The following is a 20,064-nucleotide window of genomic DNA, read 5'->3' as shown; positions in this document are numbered from 1 at the left end:
CTTGACCGGCTCCGCGCTGCGCCCGGTATGACTTGCTGGAACAGACAGCATGACCACACGGAAAGACGCGTTGTTTAATCGCCTTCAAGGTACGGTTCTGGATGGGAACCAAGACAGCTAACAACTGAATGGCCTTGGCTTTACGCCAGTCCGATGCCCTCCTGATTCAACAAGGAGTGGTAACCATGTCTACTATCAAAATTCTGGCCGTGGCCGGCGTATCCGCTTGGATGCTCTTCGGCAACCATGAGGCCAATGCACAAATTCCCGTCACTGACGGCGCTTCTATTGCTCAGCAAGTCACCAACCAGATTGAGACAATTGCAAAGTGGAAAATGCAATACGACCAGATGGTTGAGCAGATCGATGGCATGGAGCGCGAATACAAGGCTCTTACAGGTGGTCGCGGCCTTGGCACCGTTCTGAATGACCCGCGTTACCGGGAGTACCTGCCGACTGAATGGCAGGGCGTTTATGACGCGGTGCGGAATGGTGGCTATGCCGGGCTATCTGGTCGTGCCGCTGAAATCTACAACGATAATCAGGTTTTTGACGGCTGCGCCCATATTCAGGTAAATGCCCAGCGGTTGGGCTGTGAAGCGCGGGCAGTGAAAGGTGCCCAGGATAAAGCCTTCGCCCTGGACGCCTACGATGCCGCCCGCGACCGCCTGAACCAGATTGACCAACTGATGGGCCGCATCAACACCACCCAAGACCCGAAAGACATTGCTGAACTGCAAGGCCGTATAGCGGCTGAACAAGCGATGATTGCCAACGAACAAACGAAGCTGCAAATGTACGCGATGGTGGCCGAAGCCGAAGACCGGATTCAAGAACAGCGCGAACAGGAAATGGCAATGGAGGAAGCGGCCAAACGCGGCAGCCTCAACGTCGAGCCCATGAACTTTTCACTTCGTCGCTAAGGAGGCCGCCATGAATGCTTTTTTTGTTTTTACGCTTGTCCCCGTAACGCTCATCAGCGTTGGTCTCTATCGGTTTTGGCGTTGCGTTCACCAGCTCGGCCAATCGAAAGAGCTGATGCGCCTTGCGCCGCACATGATGGCCCTCGATGTGGTAACCATCTTCGCCGCTCTTACCACCCTCTATTTTGCCGCTCTAGGCTGGGGCTTCACTCTGCCATTGCTCTTCCACGACGAACCTTTGGCTGATTGGGGATACGTCCTCATGGCGACGGCCTGCTGCCTCACTTGCATGGGGCTATCATGGCAAAACGCCGGGCGACGCTTTGAAGCTGGTCCATCCTGGGGTGGAATGCGTGAAAGCGCCGTTCGTACCCTGGTTGCGTTCCGTATTTTGGATGCGGTCGAAGTTTCCCGCGCTATGAAAGCCAGCAGATTTGTCATTGATTCCGGTGCCTTGGAGGTGCGGAAATGAAGAGGATCATTCTTCCCTTGTTCATCGCTTCTACATTGGCAGGCTGCAAACAAGAACAGGCCGAAGTCGTCCAGTCCGTTGACTGGTACAAAGAAAACACTGTTGAGCGTGATGAACGCTTGGCGCAGTGCCGGGCCAACCCTGGCGAACTCGCCGACACGCCAAACTGTGTCAATGCAGAGCAAGCAGCAAGCCTTGCTAATACGTCCAAGAGGGGCAGTCTCGACGTGCAGCCCATGACCGATATCAAGCTTGGGAGGTAGCGGCCATGACTGCAAAAACCACTGTATTCCAAGGGATCGGAGCCACGCTGGATAATGCTACAGCCACCTTCGTGACGGATGTTGTGTCAGACACCATTGCAACGATTTACCCCTGGGCTGTTGGCGGCCTCACCATCTTTCTTGTTCTCTACGGCTACATGCTGATGATGGGAAGAATACAGGATGCAGGTTCAAGCGGTTTTATCATGACCGGAAAGGTCCTCATCATCAGCCTTCTGGCGCTTAATGCGGATATTTATCTGAACTGGGTGGTGAGTGGCCTACAGGGCGTTGAGGAGGGGCTTACATCGGCGTTTGGCGGTGGAGGCGGCGGTACCGTTTACGAAACATTGGACAACAGCCTGAGCAAAGGATTGGAACTCATTCTCCAGGCTCGCGAAAAAGCCAGTGAAGCCAGTTGGCGGCAGATGGGGACAATCTTCGGGTGGTGGTTGATCGCAGCACTGATTGCCGTAGGGTTTGGCTTGGTCGTGGTCTTCGGTGGCATTGCCATATTATTGTCGACCGTCTACCTCAAAATCCTTTTCGCTATCGGCCCCTTGTTCATCTTGATGCTTATGTGGCCTGTCACGGCACGGTTCTTTGACCAATGGTTCGGCTTCGTCATAAACCACACAATCATTGTTGCGCTGACAGCCGTGGTGTTGACCTTGGGCGTCAGCATCTACGACCACCAGATATCAAAGGTCGCGATGGATAGCGACCAGAACATGCTGGCAGTCGCTCTTGAGCTTCTGATTGTGGCCGCCATTCTGTACGCCTTGGTTAAAGGCGTCATGCCGATGGCAGCGGCGCTTGCCGGTGGCCTCACGATGGGGGTCATGACAGCACGAAGCCTGAGCGGCGGCGTAAAACAAACCGCTGATATTGCTAAAGGTGCCGGGAAAGGCTCCCTGGCGGCAGGCAAAGGTATGTACGGCGCAGCGCAATGGGCCGCCAACAAGCTCCGGCGGGGTAACAAGGTCGAGAATGGCGGATCAACGGGTAGCGGTAGTGGCTCCGGTGGTGGTGGCTGGCAACCTGCCTACCGTGATGCTGTCTTGGCTAATCTGAGAAGAGCACAAGGCAAACGATAGATCTTCAAACTCACACCACGGCCCCGCAAATGCGGGGTTTCTTTTTGGTGACGGCGAACCTTCCGAGTACAGCTGAACTTGTCACCATCTCCCCAAAGGCTCGCACCGTTCAATAAGAATAATAATAATCTTATTCTTCTTATTATTATTTAGCGCGGAACGCGCCTTTCCCCCACAGCCGACAGGCCAGGGGCGGCGTGCATTCGATCAGTTCCGTCAAACCTATGGCCTTGCTGCTGGCGTTCCCAAAAGGATAGTGGGGAATATGGGCCAGCGCAGGATGGCGCGAGTCGCCGGTTGTATGTGCTGCACAATGCTGGGGGCATCACGGCCAAGACAGTTTCAGCGCTGACGCAAGACAATTTCAGCGCACTATCAAATATGACCTACACCATACATTTCCCTGCTTAACTGCAAATCAAAACTTTGGCAATGACTAAGGAAATTTCGTCACGACGAAAAACTGTAGGTGGGTGTGGACTAATGCAGGATAGGCGAATCGCCGGTTCTTTGTGCCACACAACACGCGGCATAACGCCAAGACAATTGCAGCGCGCCATCCAACATGACCTACACCATACGTTTCCCAGTTCAACTGCAAATCAAAACCTTGGTCATGACCAAGGAAATTTCGTCATGACGAAAAATTGTAGGTGGGTGTGGACTAATGCAGGATAGGCTAACGCCGGTAATGTGTATTACACTATAATTAATTTCCCTCCCACAGATTGAATTAGAGAAGCTATGGCACGGCCTGCCAAGATTGGAGCTACGAGAGGTAGCTATGTCTACACCATGCGTTTACCAGCTGATTTACGCGATCAGTGGCTGTCCTATTGCCAGCGCAATGACAAGAAAGCCGCCGCAACTTTACGAGCCCTGATGCGCTACATGATTCAGGACGAGATGCCGCCAGAGGTTCGGCATTGGATTTCCGAGCAGGTAGAAGGCCAACCAGACGAAGGGCCAAAAGAGAGGATGGAAATTCGTTTAACGCCGACCGAGTACCAGACGGTTACGACCAGGGCAGAAGCGGAAGGCTGTTCACCTCAGCGCTGGGTGATCAACTGCGTGAGGGCGAGCCTTACCCATGAACCGCAGTTCACGATGGACGCCACGAAAGCATTATGGGAATCGTCGTATCAACTCCGGACGATTGGACGGAACCTGAACCAGATTATCAAAAGGATTAACAAAGGTTTGGTGGATACTGTGGAAGCGGAACAGCTTGAAAAGCTGGCCGAGTTTATCTATCTGCATACGGATAAGGTGGCAGCCGTGCAAGATGCAAGCATTAGCCGATGGAAAATAAGTACCAAAAGTCAAACCAAAGCACGAATCACCACCAAACTATAACGGCGCAACAAACCATCTACTAAAATTAACAAATAAGCAAGCAGGGGCACCCATGCATTTGAAAAGGGACAAGAATTGAATATTACAGACAGCCGAAAGTTTATAAAAGCAGTAAAAAACAACCCTGAAAACTTTTATCTGATCCACTACTCCTGCCAAAATCTTAATGATGACAATGAAAAGCTTTCACCCCGCATAACTTCTATTGCTATAAACCACTACGCTACGGGGCAGTCAATCAGCTTCTCAACCCACTCAATAGCCGAAGAGTTACGAATTCCTCGCGACCAAGTTCTGATCAAGTTTGATGAGGTTGAGCTTGAGCTATTAAAGCAGTTCTATGCATTTATTCGTGACCGCCGTGATAAATATTGGGTCCATTGGAACATGAGGAACCTTACCTATGGATTTGAGCATTTAGAGCATCGCTACCGCGCCCTAGGTGGAACGGATGCCTGTGTCATTGGTGTAGAGCGGCGGCTAAACTTGAATGACCTTATAGCAGACCGTTACGGTTCGGATTATGCAAAGCACCCCAAGATGTTGTCACTCATGGAATTAAATGGGGGAAAGCATAGAGACTTTCTTTCGGGGCAGGAAGAAGTTACCGCTTTTGAGAATAAAGAGTTCTTGCGCATGCACACCTCTACGCTCTCAAAAATAGGCTTCTTTAGTTCTGTAATGCGAAAACTGGTAAGCGGCAAGCTTAAAACGGCATCAAAAGGGATTGGTATCGCATTAGACAGGCTATTTGAGAGCAGGGCTGCAAAAGCGATTGGTTTTTTCGGAACAGTAGCTGGATTACTCATAGCTCTATGGAATATTTTTCATGCTATATGATGAATATCCTATAGCTCCAGTATGATTATATCCATCGTTAGCGGGTGCTATCACTTCTGCTGAAGCTTCAGCCAAACTTTTTCAAGGCCAGTGATTATCTACCTCACACCCGCTGTGAGCTTAGCCTCTAAGCAAGGTAGCCTCGGCTATCAAGGCATCCAACACCTTTACTAGCTTTGATGAGTCATAGCTCCCCGCCAACAAGTCTTTATCGCTATGTTTGAAGAAGTGATCTGTATATGAATCTTTGTACTCTAGCGCCCCATGCCAAGAATTTATTTCCTTTTTATAATTGCTCCAAATTACTTGAGCAGACGGGTATTGGGTTAGATTCAGGTCTAGATAACATTCGATAGCAGCGGCCCGTCCATTGATATTACTATTAACAACGCCTTCAGGCCCTAGAGCAGGAAAACTCTGAAACTCTTCTAGGTCCGGCAGCAGCATTGACCGCATTGTTTTTGGCATTTGAAACTTGCAGAGTTTATTATATGCATCGATCCCCTCTGCATCGTTATCCAACAAAAAGATAACACGATTTTGAATATCGATGCGGATCAGCCCTTCGGCAAACTTAACCAAGTTACCTGTACCCCAGAACACATGCCGTTCTTCGCCATCAATAAAGCGGAAAAAATCTGAAACATCCGGTCTGAAAATATCCAAAGCGCGCCGAATTATCCTTGCGTCAGAAGCCCCTTCTGTAGCGACAAGAATAGTTTGTTGCCGTCCAGCCCCAGCTTGAAACATATCTTGATTGACCCAGCCAGCGCTGACAATTGAGCCAAACTCCCAAACCACTTCAGCATCACTATTTTCCGGGTTCTGGTAAAACACTTGTAGCATTGACTCAGCGCTAAGAATGCAGATTTTATCTGACAGATAGCTACTTTCAGACCAGTACGAATTATATGAGCCAAGGCTAGGTAAGCGTGAAAAGTCTGCATAATGCTCAGCAAACCTGCCTTGCGCGACCTTTTCTCGTTCCCTATCAGAAAAGTCCACATACTCGTTTGCAAGGTCATCCAAGGGAAAAAGGTTAGCCAACAAGCAAAACTCTTCAAAAGTCAAAAAATCTTTTTTTTCATGAGCTATGGAAACCTCATCCCACAAAGAATTTTCCTCATTAATAAGGCTCTGATATTCTATTTTTGCGCTCTCAAGAGTATGTCCCAGCAAATCCAATCTTGGTATTACTCGAGCTAAGGGCCGAACAAATGCTAGCTCACTGATCTCAAGTTCTGCGCCTTCCTCCGGGTGCTCTGCATAGTACTCGTAATCGATACCCTCCCTTTTTATTCGAGTTAGATCGTCTTCCTGAAAAAGAAATCCATAGTCATTACCCATCGAGTTCTTGGCGTAATCAAGCGACACGTTGCCTACTTTTAATTCTATTGACGTGCCCATACACCTATCCTATCGAGTCCGATACCGTCTTCTTCCAGTCTTGCTCCATAACCATATGAAACTGGGTTTTCTCGCCTTGGCCTGCCAAATCAAGCTGACCTATCGTAGCGGTCTCATCGGCATACTGAGTCAACAACTCGAACAGCTTACGCTTGTACTCGGTGTCATCGTTGCCTTTGAGATGGTCGCCCTTGGTTTCCAGAACTGAGAAGCGGAACTTACCATTCTCGGTGCCATGCACGCAGGCAAGAAGATCGGGATACACGCGATGTCGCTGCCAGCCTTGCAGGCCGTATGAGCGTTGGTTTACCGCGATACGGTGCCACCAGTACACACACTGATGCTCATCCAGATACCAGGCCGTGTTCTTTTCAAGCTCGTTGAATTCCTTCTGGTAGACCTTCTCGAACAGGCTTTTTTCCAGCGCCTCGCCGTTCTTGCGGTACAACAGCGGATCAATATCGGCCACGTCGATTTCCAGCGTTTCGGCAATTTTCCAGTTCAATGCCGGATCATTGGACGACACCAACCTCAATGCAATATCACCGCTCTCCAGCTTGGCGCGAAACAGCGCCTCGGCCATGGTATTCACCTGACGGCGAAGATCCGTCTTCATGACGTGTACCAGGTCGAGCCGGTTGATATAAATCTGTTCCTCACTGACTCCGCTGGCTCGCAGCGCATCCAGGGTCTCTTCCAGCAAGCGCATGGCCTGCCATGGGTTGGGCACAACGTCCAATAACTGACGCACCAGATAGGGCGCATCCAGCCCCTCTTCCGGCAGGGCCTCAATTTCCTGATGATCAAGCTGGAAATCCTGTTGCCCGGACTCTTTGGATTTTTTATCCAAAACCGTCACGCGGGCCACTGTCCTTTGCAGCTTGTCGTCATCCATGACGGCCTTATCAGCCAGAAACTGCAACGCTTCCCAATCCAGAGCTCCCAGTACATCACGCTCGTAATCCAGCGCACGATAGCCATCCGGGGCACTGCTATCCCGGTGCAAGACACGGGGTAGAAAGATAGGCGGCAATCCAGCGAACTTCTCATTTCGCTGTATCGTTTCCCGGCGCATATTACGGGCCTGGCCGCTGGCAGGATCTACAGCTTTGACGCTGGAAGCCAAGTCGGCCATACCTTCGTCTTCCAGTCCCTTGCGCACCCCATCGACCGCCGCCGTCACATCCTGATCGAAGGTGAAGACGTAACACTCGTCCAGCGCTTCAACACCGGTTGTCCGAGCGTGGGGTTGGCGCAGCACTCGCCCGATCATCTGGGTCAGGGCTGTGGTGGCGGTCGTGCGCGAAAGAATAGCCAGCACATAGGCAAAGGGGCAGTCCCAGCCTTCGCGCAGGGCATCTTTGGTGATGATGAAGCGTACTGCGGAGGTGGATGACAGCAGGTCTTCGTCCGCCAGTTCGTCATCACTGGAGGTCTTGAGGCGGATATGTTCCTCTTTCACTCCGAGCTGGTCACGCAAATACTCGCGGGCATCCTCGGCGTGCACGAACCCGGCGTCGCGCTGCTCTTTACCGGTACGCTCCACCCGCACCAGTACAATAGGACGGATATAACGACCAGACTCGTTCTGGAAGGCCAGCGCCGCCTCTTCCAGCTCCTGCTGCTTGGCGTGAGCCAGTGACAGCGTATGCCGCCAACCGCCCTTACCCTCGTTGATGACATTGATCGGCAGCTTGATCATTTCCTCATCTTTGAGGTCGGTTCCCGGTACGTTGACGAGCACGTTAGACTGGTGCTTGCCGTTGGTATTGGGCGTTGCGGACAGCTCCAGAATGAAGCGCGGATTAAAGCCCGCCAAGGTGTCGCGGGCGGTATCGGAGTAGGCCCTATGGCCCTCGTCAATTACCACCACTGGACGCACCAATCGCAGCACATTGCCCAGGCTTTGCTTGACCGACACCGTACCCGGCACCACGCCGTCGGCATAGCCGAGATCGGCCAAGTCATTCTGGTCAAGGTTGGGCACTTGCCCCAGCAGCTGCACATTGGCTTCGTTATCGTCTTCCAAGGGAAAGAAAGAAGTGAAGCGGCCACTGTCGCGGAACATCCGCAGCGTTTCCTTGGACTGACGTGCCGCCGAAGGCAGCATCAGCAGCATCACGCAGAGCTGCCCTTCCACATCCTTACGGGTGAAGGCATCCCCCTTCTCAAGCAGCTTCACCCGGCCACCCGAGGCCCGCTCCAGCATCTGCCGGTAGGGGTGTTCCCTATTGGCCAGTTGTTTCCATGTTTGCCGGTAAATCGCCTCCGAAGGCACCACCCACAACACTACGCCGATCTGGCGCTTGAAATAATCTGTCTGCACCCGTTCCAGAGAGGCCGTGGCCAGCAACGTCTTGCCGCCACCGGTCGGCACCTTCAGGCAGATATTCGGAATCGACCCGCCCAGGCCATCGTGACGCGTTAGATAAGGAGCCACCACGGGCTTGCCGTCGTGATAGAGGTAAGGCAGCAAGCGTTCCGTATTGAGCTGATCCCAAGCTTCCCGGCAGTAGTCGCCCAAGCTGGCTACCTTACCCTTGCTCTTCTGAAACTCGACAAAATCTTCGGCTTCTTCACGTTTCTCAGCCAGCACCGTCAGATAGCGATCCAGCCGCTCAAGTACGCCCTGCTGGTATTCCTTCAGTTCCATGCTCAATCCCCCAGAATCCGGTGGACGGCATAGGGCAGCTGGCAGAACTCGATGCGTCGTGCCGTCAGCTCCTTCTGGCTCATGAACTTGGCAACTGCGAACACAATCGCTCGCTTGCCCTGCTTGTTACCTGCCTCAATCGCAGCTACTCGCTCGGCATTAAGAGCCGCCTCATTGGAACGCAGCCACGCTTTATCGGGTTGGTAGAACAGATGGATGCGGAACAAGTCTGTTTCGCCGATCAGACCATCCGCCGCAGGCTTGCCTACCTTATCCAATGACTGCCCAGTGGCGGTGTAGAACACATAGCGGGCCAGCGCTTCGAAACTGGGCATTCCTTCACCGGTAAGCAGGCTTTCAATATCAATGGGTTGGCCCAGGGTGCAGTAGGTGAAGCTGCCACCCAAGCCCGGCGCAGTTTTCTCGATCTTACGTTCCCCGGTTACAGTCAGCACACCATCCTTAATCTCTTTCTTGATCTTGTCGTATTCATGGCCGTGAAGGTTTTCGATGGAAGCAATATGATCCATCACTTTCTTGTGCTTTTTCCCGTTCCCGAACGTGCTCCAGGTGATATTTTCCTGGTGCAGTTCTTCACGCTGGGTGCCGGTATATGGATAACCGTTGATAACCCGTCGAACTCGTTCAGCAGTGAGAGTGTCGGCATACCCCTCACACTCAATCAAAATAAAGCGGCGATTGCCATTATCCTTTTTATTGGCATCCAGGACTGCGTGGGCAGTTGTTCCCGAGCCTGCAAAAGAGTCCAAAATTAAGCTTTCTTTGGACGTAGACAACTCCAAAACCCTGGATATAAGTCTCACTGGTTTAGGGTAATCAAAAGGGTTATCCGGGCCCAGTATCTGATTTATCTCCTTTTTTGCTTCTTGGTTATGGCCCACCTCGGAGTTTTCCCACCAAGTCCAACTGCTAACCCCCTCAGATTCATTGAGATAAGTTTTAATTCGAGGCCGAGCATCGCCATTTACCCCGAACCAAATTCGACCGTTTTTTTTCAACCGCAAAAACTCGGGCTCTAGCATCGACCAGCACCGTCCAGAAGGCGGAGAGACCTCTCGCCCACAAGGCAGCTTGATCTTGTACTGTTGGCCTTGCCGTCCGCTAGGATCGATATTTTGCGCCGTCATATCCGTTGACACCCATGGGCCATTCGGATCACCGTCAGGGTTTGAAAATGAATCAGTCTGCTCATTGGAGTGCTGGAGCTTTGAAAGCACAACGCGATTCTCCCGTTTGGAGTAGACATGGATCAGGTCATGAGCAGCACCTAAACGCTTCCTTGCATCTGGCGATGTGCGCTTTTGCCACGCTACTGAAGCGATAAAACATTCTTCACCAAAAATCTCATCCAAAAGATTCCGCAGCCGGTGTTGCTCAACATCACTTATCGAAATGAATATAACTCCCTCATCCGATAACAACTCACGCAGCAAGTTTAATCTTGGCCACATCATGCACAACCACTTGTCATGCCTTTCTAGATCTTCCTTGTCTACCGGATTAGCCGATTTCTTCAGCCATTCCTTCATCAAAGGCGAACGCACATTATCGTTGTAGCACCAACCCTCGTTTCCGGTGTTATAGGGCGGGTCGATAAAGATGCAATCCACTTTACCAGCATGGGTCGGCAATAATGCTTTGAGCGCTTCCAGGTTGTCGCCATGAATGATCAGGTTGTCATCCAGCGATGGCTGTTTGCCTTCAGCGGACAGCGACTTTTCAGGCACCACCTGTAATTCACGAAACGGCACCCCAAGGTGATGGGAATAGACAAACTGCTTACCCTTGAACTCAAGCGTGGGCATTAAAAACTCCTGATCCAATCAAAGCACGCCTTGAAAGCGGGCATCTGCTGTTCTAATTCGGCGGCGCTCATGCTGCGCAACCGTAGTTCTTGCTCGATAATGGCGTCTTCGCCTTTATCGTCTGTTCCAGTTACCTGCTCAATGCAGCCTTCGCACCAGGCCCAGACTCGATGGGCTTGAAGATCATGTTGGGTTTGCACAGCAAGGGCTTTTCCTTCGTCGTCTGCAGCGAAGAGAGCCCAAGTATCGGCAGCCAGGTGCCCGGTGGTTTTATCATTCTTTGGAAGGCCGTTATCATGCAAGACGAAACCATGTTCAGACTGCAAACGTACTAACTCTGCTTTAACCTTGGTCAAATCATCTCCATCCCGTGGCAACATACCTCCGGAACGGGCATGGGTATAACCGAAATCCAGATCTACTACAGCGCAAGCAGCTATCCCCATGGCGGCCATAACGGGCAACGCCTTGGGGATATTTCCGCAGCCCCCAACAGAAACAAAGGCAATATGATCAATGTCAGGGGTAATGCCATACAGCCTTTCGTAAGCTATCGGCAGCAAGCGTCCATCTGTCTTGCCCTCACAAATGACCACCCTACTAGCAAAATAAATCTCGGCTAGGTTGCCCAGCTCAAACAGGGTGCGCGATTGGCTTTCAGCATTACTCAGCGCTTCTTCGACCGCATGACGTAAAGGCTTTTGCGTGGTCGTACCTGCTTCTGCTGTTTTGCCCACAATCACAGTGTCAGCAGCGTTTTCCCGGCTCAGCATCAGCGGCGAATGGGTGGAAAAGATGATCTGAAAGCCGTGCTCAGCAAGATGGCTCAGAGCCTGTCGTAAACGCCTTACACCTTGGGGATGCAGATATAACTCAGGCTCATCTATCAATAGCAGGCGACGTGCAGGTCGGTCCCCGCCCCCCCTCCGAGTTTCAGCCAGATAGCGAATTAACGCCATCTGAATAGCCCGCTGCGCTCCCGTACCCATCTGGTCAAAACGTCGCCGGTCGCCGGTAGCTTTATCAGTGACATGCAGGTCACCGGCCTTGAAGAACTCCTTGACATCAACCACCTGCAAGTCCAGGTCGAGCGCCAAACCCGGGAAAAAGTGGGTAAGCGCTTCGGTAGCATCGGTATCGAATTGCTGCAAATGCTGGGAACGGTTTTCACCGCCGGAAGTCAGCACATGGCGGATAGTTTCCAGCGCCGTGCTCAACTCGGCGTGAGCGTCCAGCAACGGCCCCATGATCTCATCAAGCAAGCCCTTTATCGTGGTACCAGCCTTTGCTTTACCAAGATCTTCGCCAAGATCGTGCATGGCCTGCACAACCAGGGGCTTTGGCAATAAAACAGAAACCGCTTGGGACAGCCCTGTGGGGTAGGATCTCCAGTGTTCCGGCAAACCTTCGCCAGAACACTGATCGATGTCCCAGACCTCTGCATTTGTGGCTTTTGAAGTGGTACCCGTTGCCACGACGCGAATCCATAAACGGCCATCCCGGCAATATGGCTCGATTGCTTTCCTATGTTTTTCTTCGGGTATTAGCGACAGGATCTCCTCGCTGATGCCATCTATGCACGCAGCAACCTCAACAGGTACTTCTGGAGTAGAAAAATCTGCTGCAGACAACGCCTTTGGCTGCAACACCCACTCGATAGCTTGAAGAATGGTGGATTTCCCTGCGTTGTTCTGCCCAATCAGAGGCGTATAGCCTTCCAATGGAAGGGTAACGTTACGGCACGAACGAAAATTCTGAATATGAATACAGCTAACCCTATGCATAGACTGCTCCTTTTTCTATACAAGGCAGTCTAGGGGCAACTGGCCTGCATGGTATCAATCACTTATTTTTGCAGCGGCGGCCACTGCCGGGCGGTATGCACGACATTCAGGATTCGCACCTGCGTTTCCACAAGGTCATACACGACCATGTAGCTGCTATGAACGACCAACTCAAAGGTGCCGGGCACCCTCCCGCCCCGGCCCATTCTTGGGAAATCCTGAAGCGCTGCTGTTCTTTCTGCTATCAGGTCATCAAGCGCTAGGGCAGCAAGGGGGTTGTCTTCCTCGATGTAGTCGTAAATGTCTTCACGATCCTTGACCGCTTCTGGCGTCCATAGCAGCTCCATCATTCAGGTGCAGCCATACGGGCACGGGTCGCTGCGCGGCGAGCGGCAAAGCGGGCTTCAACATCAGACGTGGGAATCAGGTTGCCCGCCTCCGCAGACGCTCGCGACTGCTCGACCTTCTTCGCCAGCCAGGCATCGTATTGCTGTGCTTCTTCCTGCTGGGCCACGTAACTGCGCATGAAGTCGCGAAGAAGCTGGGCTCCGGTACGGTCATGAGCTTTGGCGGCATTGGCAAACTCAGCCTTCAGGCCGTCATCGACTCGGAAAGTAAAAGTGGCATCGCTCATGGCATCATCCTCATGTGTTACATGCAAAGTGCAGTGTAGCACGACACCCTGAATGTCTCTATGTAATTGATGCTCATACCAGATGGTGATCTGACCGGAATTTGCCATGGCCAGCGGTACAGTAGCGGTACACACATCAGTTTTGGCCATCTGCGCATAAATACGCTAAACTACTGATGCATAAGTACTTTCTACTTATTTTGATTACGGTTGTATACGCTTGATTTTCCTAGGTTTAGCGTTTCAGCCGCAAACTCATAATCCTTTGGTCCACGGTTCAAGTCCGTGCAGGCCCACCATTTTTAAAGCCACGTATCATGCGGGCTACAAGCAAAAAATCTTACCAAGCCGCCACACCCTAAAACACTAAGACCCAAACAGGTGACTCTTTAGGCCAGATTCAATACTACACAACACAACTTTTAGGTCGTTATAATTTCAGCTAAGGCGAGCACCATTCTTTAATCAAGCGCTTACAGAGCACATTGATATTAGAGGATAAATCTCTCACCTTCTTTATTATCTGTTAAGCATGGTGATTTAGACGAGTTTCAGCTCTGCCCAGCATTCATCACTGAGCATGCGGCCCAGCATAGCAAACTCGCTTATTATTGATCCAAGTTACCTTAATATTGCGGCCTTCATTATTTCACTCAATGACTTACACGCAAATCTCAATAGCTCTTAGCGTTAACATTCAAATTGAGCTTTTGCAAAATTATGGTTAAGGAAAATGCATGCTTAACAAAATATCTTTTAAAGCACGACTCATACTGCTTACAGTTGTTGCTGTTTTTCTTGTCGTAACTGTAGCAGCCGTTGGGTTAGTAGGTATCCGTACACTCAATAAAACACTAGATGATGTTTATAGAGAGAATATGGTACCAGCGATGCTACTAGAGGATATTTATTCAGATATCAACCATGCCCGCACAGAGTTGCTACTGGCATTACAGCATGATGCTGATTCACCTTTCCTCAGTCTACATAATCACCCTGTTAAGCAACACACTGATGCAGTTGAGCGAAGTCAAGAGCGCATTCGGCTCGCTTGGGCGCAGCTTGAAACGCAACAATTCAGCACACAAGATCAGCAATTGATTACTAGCTTGCAAGCACAGGCTGCTGATTTGCGTACGAATGGTATTAATCCAGTCATGCAAGCCATTTATGAAGATAATTATTATCACGCCAACGAACTCATATTGACTCGTGTCATGCCTCCGACTATCAAAATACGTGAGCTAATGACGCAGCTAAGTAGCAACCTTATGCAGTATGCACAAAATGGGTTCAATCAAGGCGAACTTCGTTATAAACAAACTCTGCAGCTGTTTATTTTTGTCATGGCTATAGGGGGAGCACTCATTCTTCTTATAGCTATGCGTGTGATTGCTAGCATTCAAAATGCTGTCAACTTATTGCGCAGAGCGTCTGAAGAAATGGCTTCTGGTGATACAACAGTGCGCGTTGAGTATCACAGCAATGATGAATTGCGCGCAGTAGCGCAGGCCTTTAATAATATGGGAGCGCGCTTCCAGTCTGCACTGCATGATGTCGACCGCTCCGCTGAACAGTTGGCAGCAGCCAGTGAAGAAACATCCGTGGTAACTGTTCATACCAGCGAAAGCATGGGCAAGCAGCAGAGCGAAATTTCTCAAGTAGCGACGGCTATGAATGAAATGCATGCAACAGCAAGTGAAGTGGCACGCAGTGCAAGTTTAGCCGCAGACGCTGCACGCCATGCCGATGAAGAAGCCATTATTGGTCGTGATGTATCACTGCAGACTATTGAGGCAATTGAAAGCCTAGCGTTGGCAGTTGAGCATGCCACTGGCGTGATTGAGTCGCTGGCAAAAGACAGTGAAGAAATAGGCAGCGTGCTTGATGTTATTAAAGGCATTGCTGAGCAAACGAACTTGCTTGCACTGAATGCCGCTATCGAAGCGGCTCGAGCGGGCGAGGCAGGACGGGGTTTCGCTGTCGTTGCTGACGAGGTACGCACCCTTGCCTCACGCACACAAAAATCCACACAAGAAATCAATGATACGGTCGAGCGATTGCAGCAGGGCGCACTTCAAGCCGTTAAGGCTATGGAAGCAGGGCGCTCACAAACGCAAGCGGGTGTTGAACAAACCTTAAAAACAACTGCCTGCTTAGAGTCAATTGTGAAGGCGATTACCATCATCAATGATATGAACGTGCAAATTGCTAGCGCAGCAGAAGAGCAGAGCACTGTCAGTGAAGAAATTACTCGCTCAGTTGTGGCGATTAATGAACTAACCAATGAAACAACAGATGGTGCCTCACAGACTACAGAAGCCAGCCAAGAAGTGGCGCGTCTAGCTAATGCTTTACAAGAAATGCTTGGCCGTTTTAAAACATAAAGTCCTAGCCACTGCTTACATGAAGGATAATTGGTGTGTCTCGCATAAAGCTTTTATTCACAGCGTTTTAATCACTCTGTATCAAGCTAGATGCGAGTCCATGTCTTACCTGCGCGGCCTTATCGAGCACAACAATTTAATACTTTTTTGTTTGCAGCAAGCTGCCAACAGATCTGCTTATTGCGCTTATAATCTTAAACCGCATATATAAATTTTAAAGGACCCTTCAAGTGGCCTATTATCAAGCAGTTCTGTGCTTTTTCTTTCTATGGACGGCTGCTTTTGCCGCCCAAGCATCACCGATTATAGAGATGAGTTATGATGCGGTTGAATTGACGGATTTTCCAATCGAGTACTTCACTGATGATTCGCATACGCTGAGCTATGAAGCCGTTCGCAAGGAAAACTTTCAGGAAACAAGCAGCACCACTACGCTTGGAACCCAAGCAGCGGTAACCTGGTACCGAATTGCACTGCACAACCCAAAGCCACAGCAAACCACCCTCTTCCTACATTTACCTAAGGCTTATCACGTTCGTTCTATCGAAGTTTTTGAGGAGCGCTCGCAAAACCTGATCAACCAAACCTCGGTTGATCTTAATGATGCCAGTGATCATCCGCTGATGCATGGCGGAACCATTGTCTACCCATTCATAGTGCCATCTGGGGAGACAGCCGTTGTTTATATGCGCAGCCACGTGTACTCACACCAGTGGTTTTCGATAGAAATCTATGATGATGTGCATTCTCGAAAGGCGCTGGTGGGCGGCCACCTGGATATTGCCTTACTGGTCGGAATGATGGTTGCGTTGGTTTTCTACAACGGCCTTCTCTATTTCGCCAGCAGCAAAAAAGAAAACATTCTATATTCGCTGTACCTGATCTCTGGGCTGACTTGGATCGCACTGTCCTACGGCTTAATTGGCAAAGCCTTCAATGCGTATGGAGACGATGTTTTTACGCTCAATTTATCACTATTCACCATGCCGATTTTTTTATTGTTGTTTATGATGGCAATTTTTGAAACACGTAAATTCTACATTAAGGAGCACCGAGCACTACAGGGCGTATTAGTGTTGCTGGTGGCTTCATTTTTATACGGCTTGTTCGATGTAACTGGGGCATTAAAACCTTCAAGCAGTTTAGCAGCACTGGTCATGGTGGTGACTTTTTCGGTCAGTATCTCACTACTGCGCAAAGGCAATACACTTGTAAAGTTCTTTCTAGTCGGTCATACGTTCTTTGTCGTATTCAATGGGTTTGCCGTGATGTACTACTTAGGTATCGTTAAGCCAAACTATATTAATAGCCATGGTGTAGGAATTGGCATCGTGCTGGAAGCTTTAACGCTGGCATTTATTATCTCGCACCGAATAAAAATATTAGAAGATATCCGCTCCAAGCAGGATGAGCTCAAACGGCAAGCATCTACTGATCCGCTCACACAACTCTATAACCGCCGCTATTTTATGGCTGAGGGCAGCTATATGATTGAGAAGACGAAGACTAATGAAGAGTCTCTGTCGGTTATCACTCTCGACATAGATCATTTCAAATCTGTAAATGATAAACATGGACACCATGTTGGTGACTTGGTGTTGGTAGGCGTGGCTAGTGTTTTCAATCGGTTAAGTCGTGACAGGGATTTAATCGCTCGATTTGGCGGTGAGGAATTTGTAATTCTTCTACCCGGTGCGGATTACACCGAAGCTCAAGAGTGTGCTGAACGTATTCGTAAGGGCGTTGAACAGCACGTTGTTAAAACCGAAACAGGGTTGACTTTAAAAATCACCATAAGCATCGGAGTAGCGCAAGTACATACCGCTGCAGGGGAGTCGCTTGAGAGCACGATTAATCGTGCTGATAAGGCATTATACCAAGCCAAAGCACTTGGTCGAAATCAGGTGTGTGGAGCAGATTTGGGTAAGCGCCCTTAAATCAGCATCTTTTAAGCCAACCTATACAGCTTCACACTAATACCTGTCTTTTTCAAAGAGGTATTAGCGATGACATCACAAGAACGTCAGCAGTTTTGGCAGCAACATATTGATGCCTGGCAAGCATCGGATTTATCCGGTGCTGCGTTTTGCAAACAGCATGATTTGAATTATGCACAATTTAATTATTGGCGTAGAAAGTTTCAGCCGGTAGACGCGGTTGCAAAGTCTGCTGGTTTTGCTCAGGTTACGCAGCTAGCGACCTCGACTAGCAGTGCTGATGGGTTGGGTGTTCATCTGCCCAGCGGCATAAGTTTTTCTGGAGTGAATGCAGGTAATCTCGATGTAGTGCTGGCGATGCTGAGGCAGTTGTAATGAAGGTGCGTTATTTACGGCCAGCCAAGCAGATGCCGGAAATTTATCTGTACCGTGCGCCGGTGGATTTTAGGAAGCAAGCCAATGGCTTGGCTTTGCTGGTTGAGCAAGAGCTTGGTCATAACCCGTTCAGCGGTGCGTTATATGCCTTTACCAATCGCCAGCGCAACAAAATCAAATGCGTGATGTGGGAAGACAATGGTTTTGTCATGTACTACAAGGCGCTGGCCGAGGAAAAATTCAAGTGGCCTAGGCCTGCCGATGAGCTGTTAGCCTTAACGGGCGAGCAAATAAATTGGCTGCTGGATGGTTACGATATCAGCCTCTTTAAAGGCCATAAAAAACTGCACTACAACAGCCTTGGCTAGCCTGATTTCACTGGGTTTTGGCTGCTTTTAAGGGTGCTTTTGGTGGCGGGTTTTGCTATAATTTCGGCATGAAAAAACAGCCCAAACCGACCATTAAAACCCCAGATTTAAGCGGCCTTAGTGCCGCTGAATTGCGTTTGGTTGTGGCACAGTTTCAAGCTGTTATTGATGAGCAGAACACTGCTTTGCAAGATGCCCATCGCCGTATTGAACTGCTGGAAGAAATGAACCGTCTGCTGAAAACACAGAAATTCAGTGCCAGCAGTGAAAAATCTAAATTTCAGCTCAACCTCTTTGATGAAATCGAGCTCGAAGCCCAACTCGATGAGCTGTTTGAGTCCCTGCCTGAATTGCCAGATGAGGGCGAAGGCATTGCCCAGCAACGCAAAGAGCGCCAGACACGCAAGCGTGGTTTTTCTGCAAGCCTTGTGCGTGAGCGCATTGAACATAAGCTCACTGAACTAGAAAAAGCCGGCGCTAGTAAAACCTTCTTCACTAAAGTAAAAGAAGAGCTGCACTACATTCCAGCGCAACTCAAAGTGCTGGAGCACTGGCAAGAAAAAGCCGTGTTTCCCTCTGAAAACAACGCATCAGAAGAACAGATCGTAGCTGCGCAGCGACCAGTGCACCCCTTTGGTAAGTGCTCGGTGACCACTTCGCTGATTGCCCATGTGATTGCCGACAAATACCAATACGGTATGCCGTTATATCGCCAAGAGAGTAAATTTAAAGGCTTGGGCCAGCCGATTTATCGCAATAACATGGCGCAATGGTGCATACGCTTTGCTGACGAAGCCAAGCCTCTGTTGCACTTAATGCGCGAGGTGCAAAACAGCGGTAATTACTTGCAAGCGGATGAAACCCGTCTGCAGGTGCTGAAAGAAGACGGTAAAACAGCACAATCGGATAAATGGATGTGGGTTATCCGTGGCGGACCGCCCGAAAAACAGAGTGTTCTTTTTGAATACGATCCTTCACGTGCAGGCAGTGTGGCTGTGCGCTTGCTGGATGATTTTGAAGGCGTGCTGCAAGCCGATGGCTATTCTGGTTATAGCACGGTCTGCAAAGCCAATTCGATTACGCGCATTGGCTGCTGGGATCACGCACGACGTAAATTTGTTGAGGCCGATAAAAGCGCTGATTCTAAAGCTAAAGCCAAGAAAGGCACAGTGAATAAAACCGATGTAGCGCTGGGCTATATCCGCAAACTCTATCGTGTAGAGAGCAGTATTGCCGATAAAACCGACGACGAGCGTTTAAAGGCGCGACAAGAAATCAGCGTGCCAGTGCTGAATGAATTTAAGTTGTGGCTTGAGAAGAACGCTGCAAAAATCATGAAAGGCGGCGCTCTGAGAAAAGCCATCGACTACACCTTAAACCAGTGGCAATACCTGGTGGGCTATTGTGAGCGCGGCGATCTTAAGATCAGCAACGCCTTGGCAGAAAATGCCATCCGACCCTTCGCCATTGGCCGTAAGAACTGGTTATTTGCCGACACTCGTAAAGGCGCAGAAGCCAGCGCTGCTTGTTACTCACTGATAGAAACCGCCAAAGCAAATAGCATCGATCCACAAGGCTACATCAAGCATATCCTTGACCACATTGGCGAGGCTGACACATTAGAAAAGCTCGAAGCTCTGCTGCCTTGGAACGTGGAACTGGGTTAAGCTAAGCGCCCGTTTACTGGGGTGCTGATTTAAGGGCGCTTACAGATTTGGTTGTGGCCTGACTGACTGAGGCCA

At 50.0% G+C, this 20,064-nt stretch carries 17 protein-coding genes; 11 read left to right on the top strand and 6 right to left on the bottom strand.

Annotation, left to right across the window (positions count from 1 at the left end; translation table 11 throughout):
• Nucleotides 1–185: 185 nt before the first annotated feature.
• The 6 genes from virB5 (at nucleotide 186) to FXF61_RS01210 (ending at nucleotide 4,951) form a co-directional block, all read left to right on the top strand.
• Nucleotides 186–923 (top strand): P-type DNA transfer protein VirB5, encoded by a 738-nt coding sequence (virB5, locus tag FXF61_RS01235; protein ID WP_151183557.1) that lies wholly within the window; start codon nucleotides 186–188, stop codon nucleotides 921–923.
• A 10-nt stretch (nucleotides 924–933) separates the two neighbouring features.
• Nucleotides 934–1,395: a hypothetical protein gene (locus tag FXF61_RS01230; protein WP_151183556.1), complete on the top strand. Its 462-nt coding sequence runs from the start codon at nucleotides 934–936 to the stop codon at nucleotides 1,393–1,395.
• Nucleotides 1,392–1,658 (top strand): EexN family lipoprotein, encoded by a 267-nt coding sequence (locus FXF61_RS01225; protein WP_151183555.1) that lies wholly within the window; start codon nucleotides 1,392–1,394, stop codon nucleotides 1,656–1,658. The genes FXF61_RS01230 and FXF61_RS01225 overlap by 4 nt, the downstream gene beginning before the upstream one ends.
• A 5-nt stretch (nucleotides 1,659–1,663) precedes the next feature.
• Nucleotides 1,664–2,755, top strand: a complete 1,092-nt coding sequence (locus FXF61_RS01220; protein WP_151183554.1) for a type IV secretion system protein — start codon at nucleotides 1,664–1,666, stop codon at nucleotides 2,753–2,755.
• A gap of 744 nt (nucleotides 2,756–3,499) precedes the next feature.
• Nucleotides 3,500–4,111, top strand: a complete 612-nt coding sequence (locus FXF61_RS01215) for a plasmid mobilization relaxosome protein MobC (RefSeq protein ID WP_151183553.1) — start codon at nucleotides 3,500–3,502, stop codon at nucleotides 4,109–4,111.
• Nucleotides 4,112–4,186: 75 nt separating this feature from the next.
• Complete coding sequence (locus FXF61_RS01210; RefSeq protein WP_151183552.1) at nucleotides 4,187–4,951, top strand: hypothetical protein; 765 nt, start codon at nucleotides 4,187–4,189, stop codon at nucleotides 4,949–4,951.
• Between the two features lie 120 nt (nucleotides 4,952–5,071).
• On the opposite strand, the gene FXF61_RS01205 is transcribed toward FXF61_RS01210, so the two are convergent.
• The 6 genes from FXF61_RS01205 to FXF61_RS01180 form a co-directional block, all read right to left on the bottom strand.
• Entirely contained in the window at nucleotides 5,072–6,358 is a 1,287-nt protein-coding gene (locus FXF61_RS01205) for a HEPN/Toprim-associated domain-containing protein (protein ID WP_151183551.1), read from the bottom strand.
• 4 nt (nucleotides 6,359–6,362) lie between these two features.
• On the bottom strand, nucleotides 6,363–9,011 hold the full coding sequence (locus FXF61_RS01200) for a DEAD/DEAH box helicase (RefSeq protein WP_151183550.1): 2,649 nt from the start codon (nucleotides 9,009–9,011) through the stop codon (nucleotides 6,363–6,365).
• A 2-nt stretch (nucleotides 9,012–9,013) separates the two neighbouring features.
• Complete coding sequence (locus FXF61_RS01195; RefSeq protein WP_151183549.1) at nucleotides 9,014–10,837, bottom strand: site-specific DNA-methyltransferase; 1,824 nt, start codon at nucleotides 10,835–10,837, stop codon at nucleotides 9,014–9,016.
• Entirely contained in the window at nucleotides 10,837–12,621 is a 1,785-nt protein-coding gene (locus tag FXF61_RS01190; RefSeq protein ID WP_151183548.1) for an ATP-dependent endonuclease, read from the bottom strand. The genes FXF61_RS01195 and FXF61_RS01190 overlap by 1 nt, the downstream gene beginning before the upstream one ends.
• Nucleotides 12,622–12,683: 62 nt before the next feature.
• The gene (locus tag FXF61_RS01185) at nucleotides 12,684–12,971 is read right to left on the bottom strand and encodes a type II toxin-antitoxin system RelE/ParE family toxin (RefSeq protein ID WP_306108664.1); all 288 of its coding nucleotides are present in this window, start codon (nucleotides 12,969–12,971) and stop codon (nucleotides 12,684–12,686) included.
• Nucleotides 12,968–13,255 (bottom strand): CopG family ribbon-helix-helix protein, encoded by a 288-nt coding sequence (locus FXF61_RS01180; protein ID WP_151185966.1) that lies wholly within the window; start codon nucleotides 13,253–13,255, stop codon nucleotides 12,968–12,970. The genes FXF61_RS01185 and FXF61_RS01180 overlap by 4 nt, the downstream gene beginning before the upstream one ends.
• Before the next feature lie 737 nt (nucleotides 13,256–13,992).
• On the opposite strand from FXF61_RS01180, the gene FXF61_RS01175 reads away from it, so the two are divergent.
• From FXF61_RS01175 to FXF61_RS01155, 5 genes are all read left to right on the top strand, one after another.
• A complete protein-coding gene (locus tag FXF61_RS01175; protein ID WP_151183547.1) occupies nucleotides 13,993–15,642 on the top strand; it encodes a methyl-accepting chemotaxis protein in 1,650 nt (549 codons plus the stop codon).
• A gap of 230 nt (nucleotides 15,643–15,872) precedes the next feature.
• Nucleotides 15,873–17,579, top strand: coding sequence for a diguanylate cyclase (locus FXF61_RS01170; RefSeq protein WP_218571822.1), 1,707 nt, complete (start codon nucleotides 15,873–15,875; stop codon nucleotides 17,577–17,579).
• A gap of 69 nt (nucleotides 17,580–17,648) precedes the next feature.
• Entirely contained in the window at nucleotides 17,649–17,954 is a 306-nt protein-coding gene (locus tag FXF61_RS01165) for an IS66 family insertion sequence element accessory protein TnpB (protein WP_151183546.1), read from the top strand.
• Nucleotides 17,954–18,322 (top strand): IS66 family insertion sequence element accessory protein TnpB, encoded by a 369-nt coding sequence (gene tnpB / locus FXF61_RS01160; RefSeq protein WP_151183545.1) that lies wholly within the window; start codon nucleotides 17,954–17,956, stop codon nucleotides 18,320–18,322. The genes FXF61_RS01165 and tnpB overlap by 1 nt, the downstream gene beginning before the upstream one ends.
• Nucleotides 18,323–18,390: 68 nt before the next feature.
• Nucleotides 18,391–19,989, top strand: a complete 1,599-nt coding sequence (locus FXF61_RS01155) for an IS66 family transposase (RefSeq protein ID WP_151183544.1) — start codon at nucleotides 18,391–18,393, stop codon at nucleotides 19,987–19,989.
• Nucleotides 19,990–20,064 lie beyond the last annotated feature (75 nt).

The sequence above is a fragment of the Pseudomonas sp. C27(2019) genome (assembly GCF_008807395.1).
Lineage (GTDB): Bacteria > Pseudomonadota > Gammaproteobacteria > Pseudomonadales > Pseudomonadaceae > Denitrificimonas.
This window is presented reverse-complemented; position numbering and strand designations above follow the sequence as displayed.

Coding starts and splice junctions, on each gene's coding strand:
- FXF61_RS01205 (WP_151183551.1), bottom strand. CDS start 6,358: ATGGGCACGTCAATAGAATTAAAAGTAGGCAACGTGTCGCTTGATTAC.
- FXF61_RS01230 (WP_151183556.1), top strand. CDS start 934: ATGAATGCTTTTTTTGTTTTTACGCTTGTCCCCGTAACGCTCATCAGC.
- FXF61_RS01165 (WP_151183546.1), top strand. CDS start 17,649: ATGACATCACAAGAACGTCAGCAGTTTTGGCAGCAACATATTGATGCC.
- FXF61_RS01175 (WP_151183547.1), top strand. CDS start 13,993: ATGCTTAACAAAATATCTTTTAAAGCACGACTCATACTGCTTACAGTT.
- FXF61_RS01225 (WP_151183555.1), top strand. CDS start 1,392: ATGAAGAGGATCATTCTTCCCTTGTTCATCGCTTCTACATTGGCAGGC.
- FXF61_RS01195 (WP_151183549.1), bottom strand. CDS start 10,837: ATGCCCACGCTTGAGTTCAAGGGTAAGCAGTTTGTCTATTCCCATCAC.
- FXF61_RS01200 (WP_151183550.1), bottom strand. CDS start 9,011: ATGGAACTGAAGGAATACCAGCAGGGCGTACTTGAGCGGCTGGATCGC.
- FXF61_RS01215 (WP_151183553.1), top strand. CDS start 3,500: ATGGCACGGCCTGCCAAGATTGGAGCTACGAGAGGTAGCTATGTCTAC.
- virB5 (WP_151183557.1), top strand. CDS start 186: ATGTCTACTATCAAAATTCTGGCCGTGGCCGGCGTATCCGCTTGGATG.
- FXF61_RS01190 (WP_151183548.1), bottom strand. CDS start 12,621: ATGCATAGGGTTAGCTGTATTCATATTCAGAATTTTCGTTCGTGCCGT.
- tnpB (WP_151183545.1), top strand. CDS start 17,954: ATGAAGGTGCGTTATTTACGGCCAGCCAAGCAGATGCCGGAAATTTAT.
- FXF61_RS01180 (WP_151185966.1), bottom strand. CDS start 13,255: ATGAGCGATGCCACTTTTACTTTCCGAGTCGATGACGGCCTGAAGGCT.
- FXF61_RS01185 (WP_306108664.1), bottom strand. CDS start 12,971: ATGATGGAGCTGCTATGGACGCCAGAAGCGGTCAAGGATCGTGAAGAC.
- FXF61_RS01155 (WP_151183544.1), top strand. CDS start 18,391: ATGAAAAAACAGCCCAAACCGACCATTAAAACCCCAGATTTAAGCGGC.
- FXF61_RS01220 (WP_151183554.1), top strand. CDS start 1,664: ATGACTGCAAAAACCACTGTATTCCAAGGGATCGGAGCCACGCTGGAT.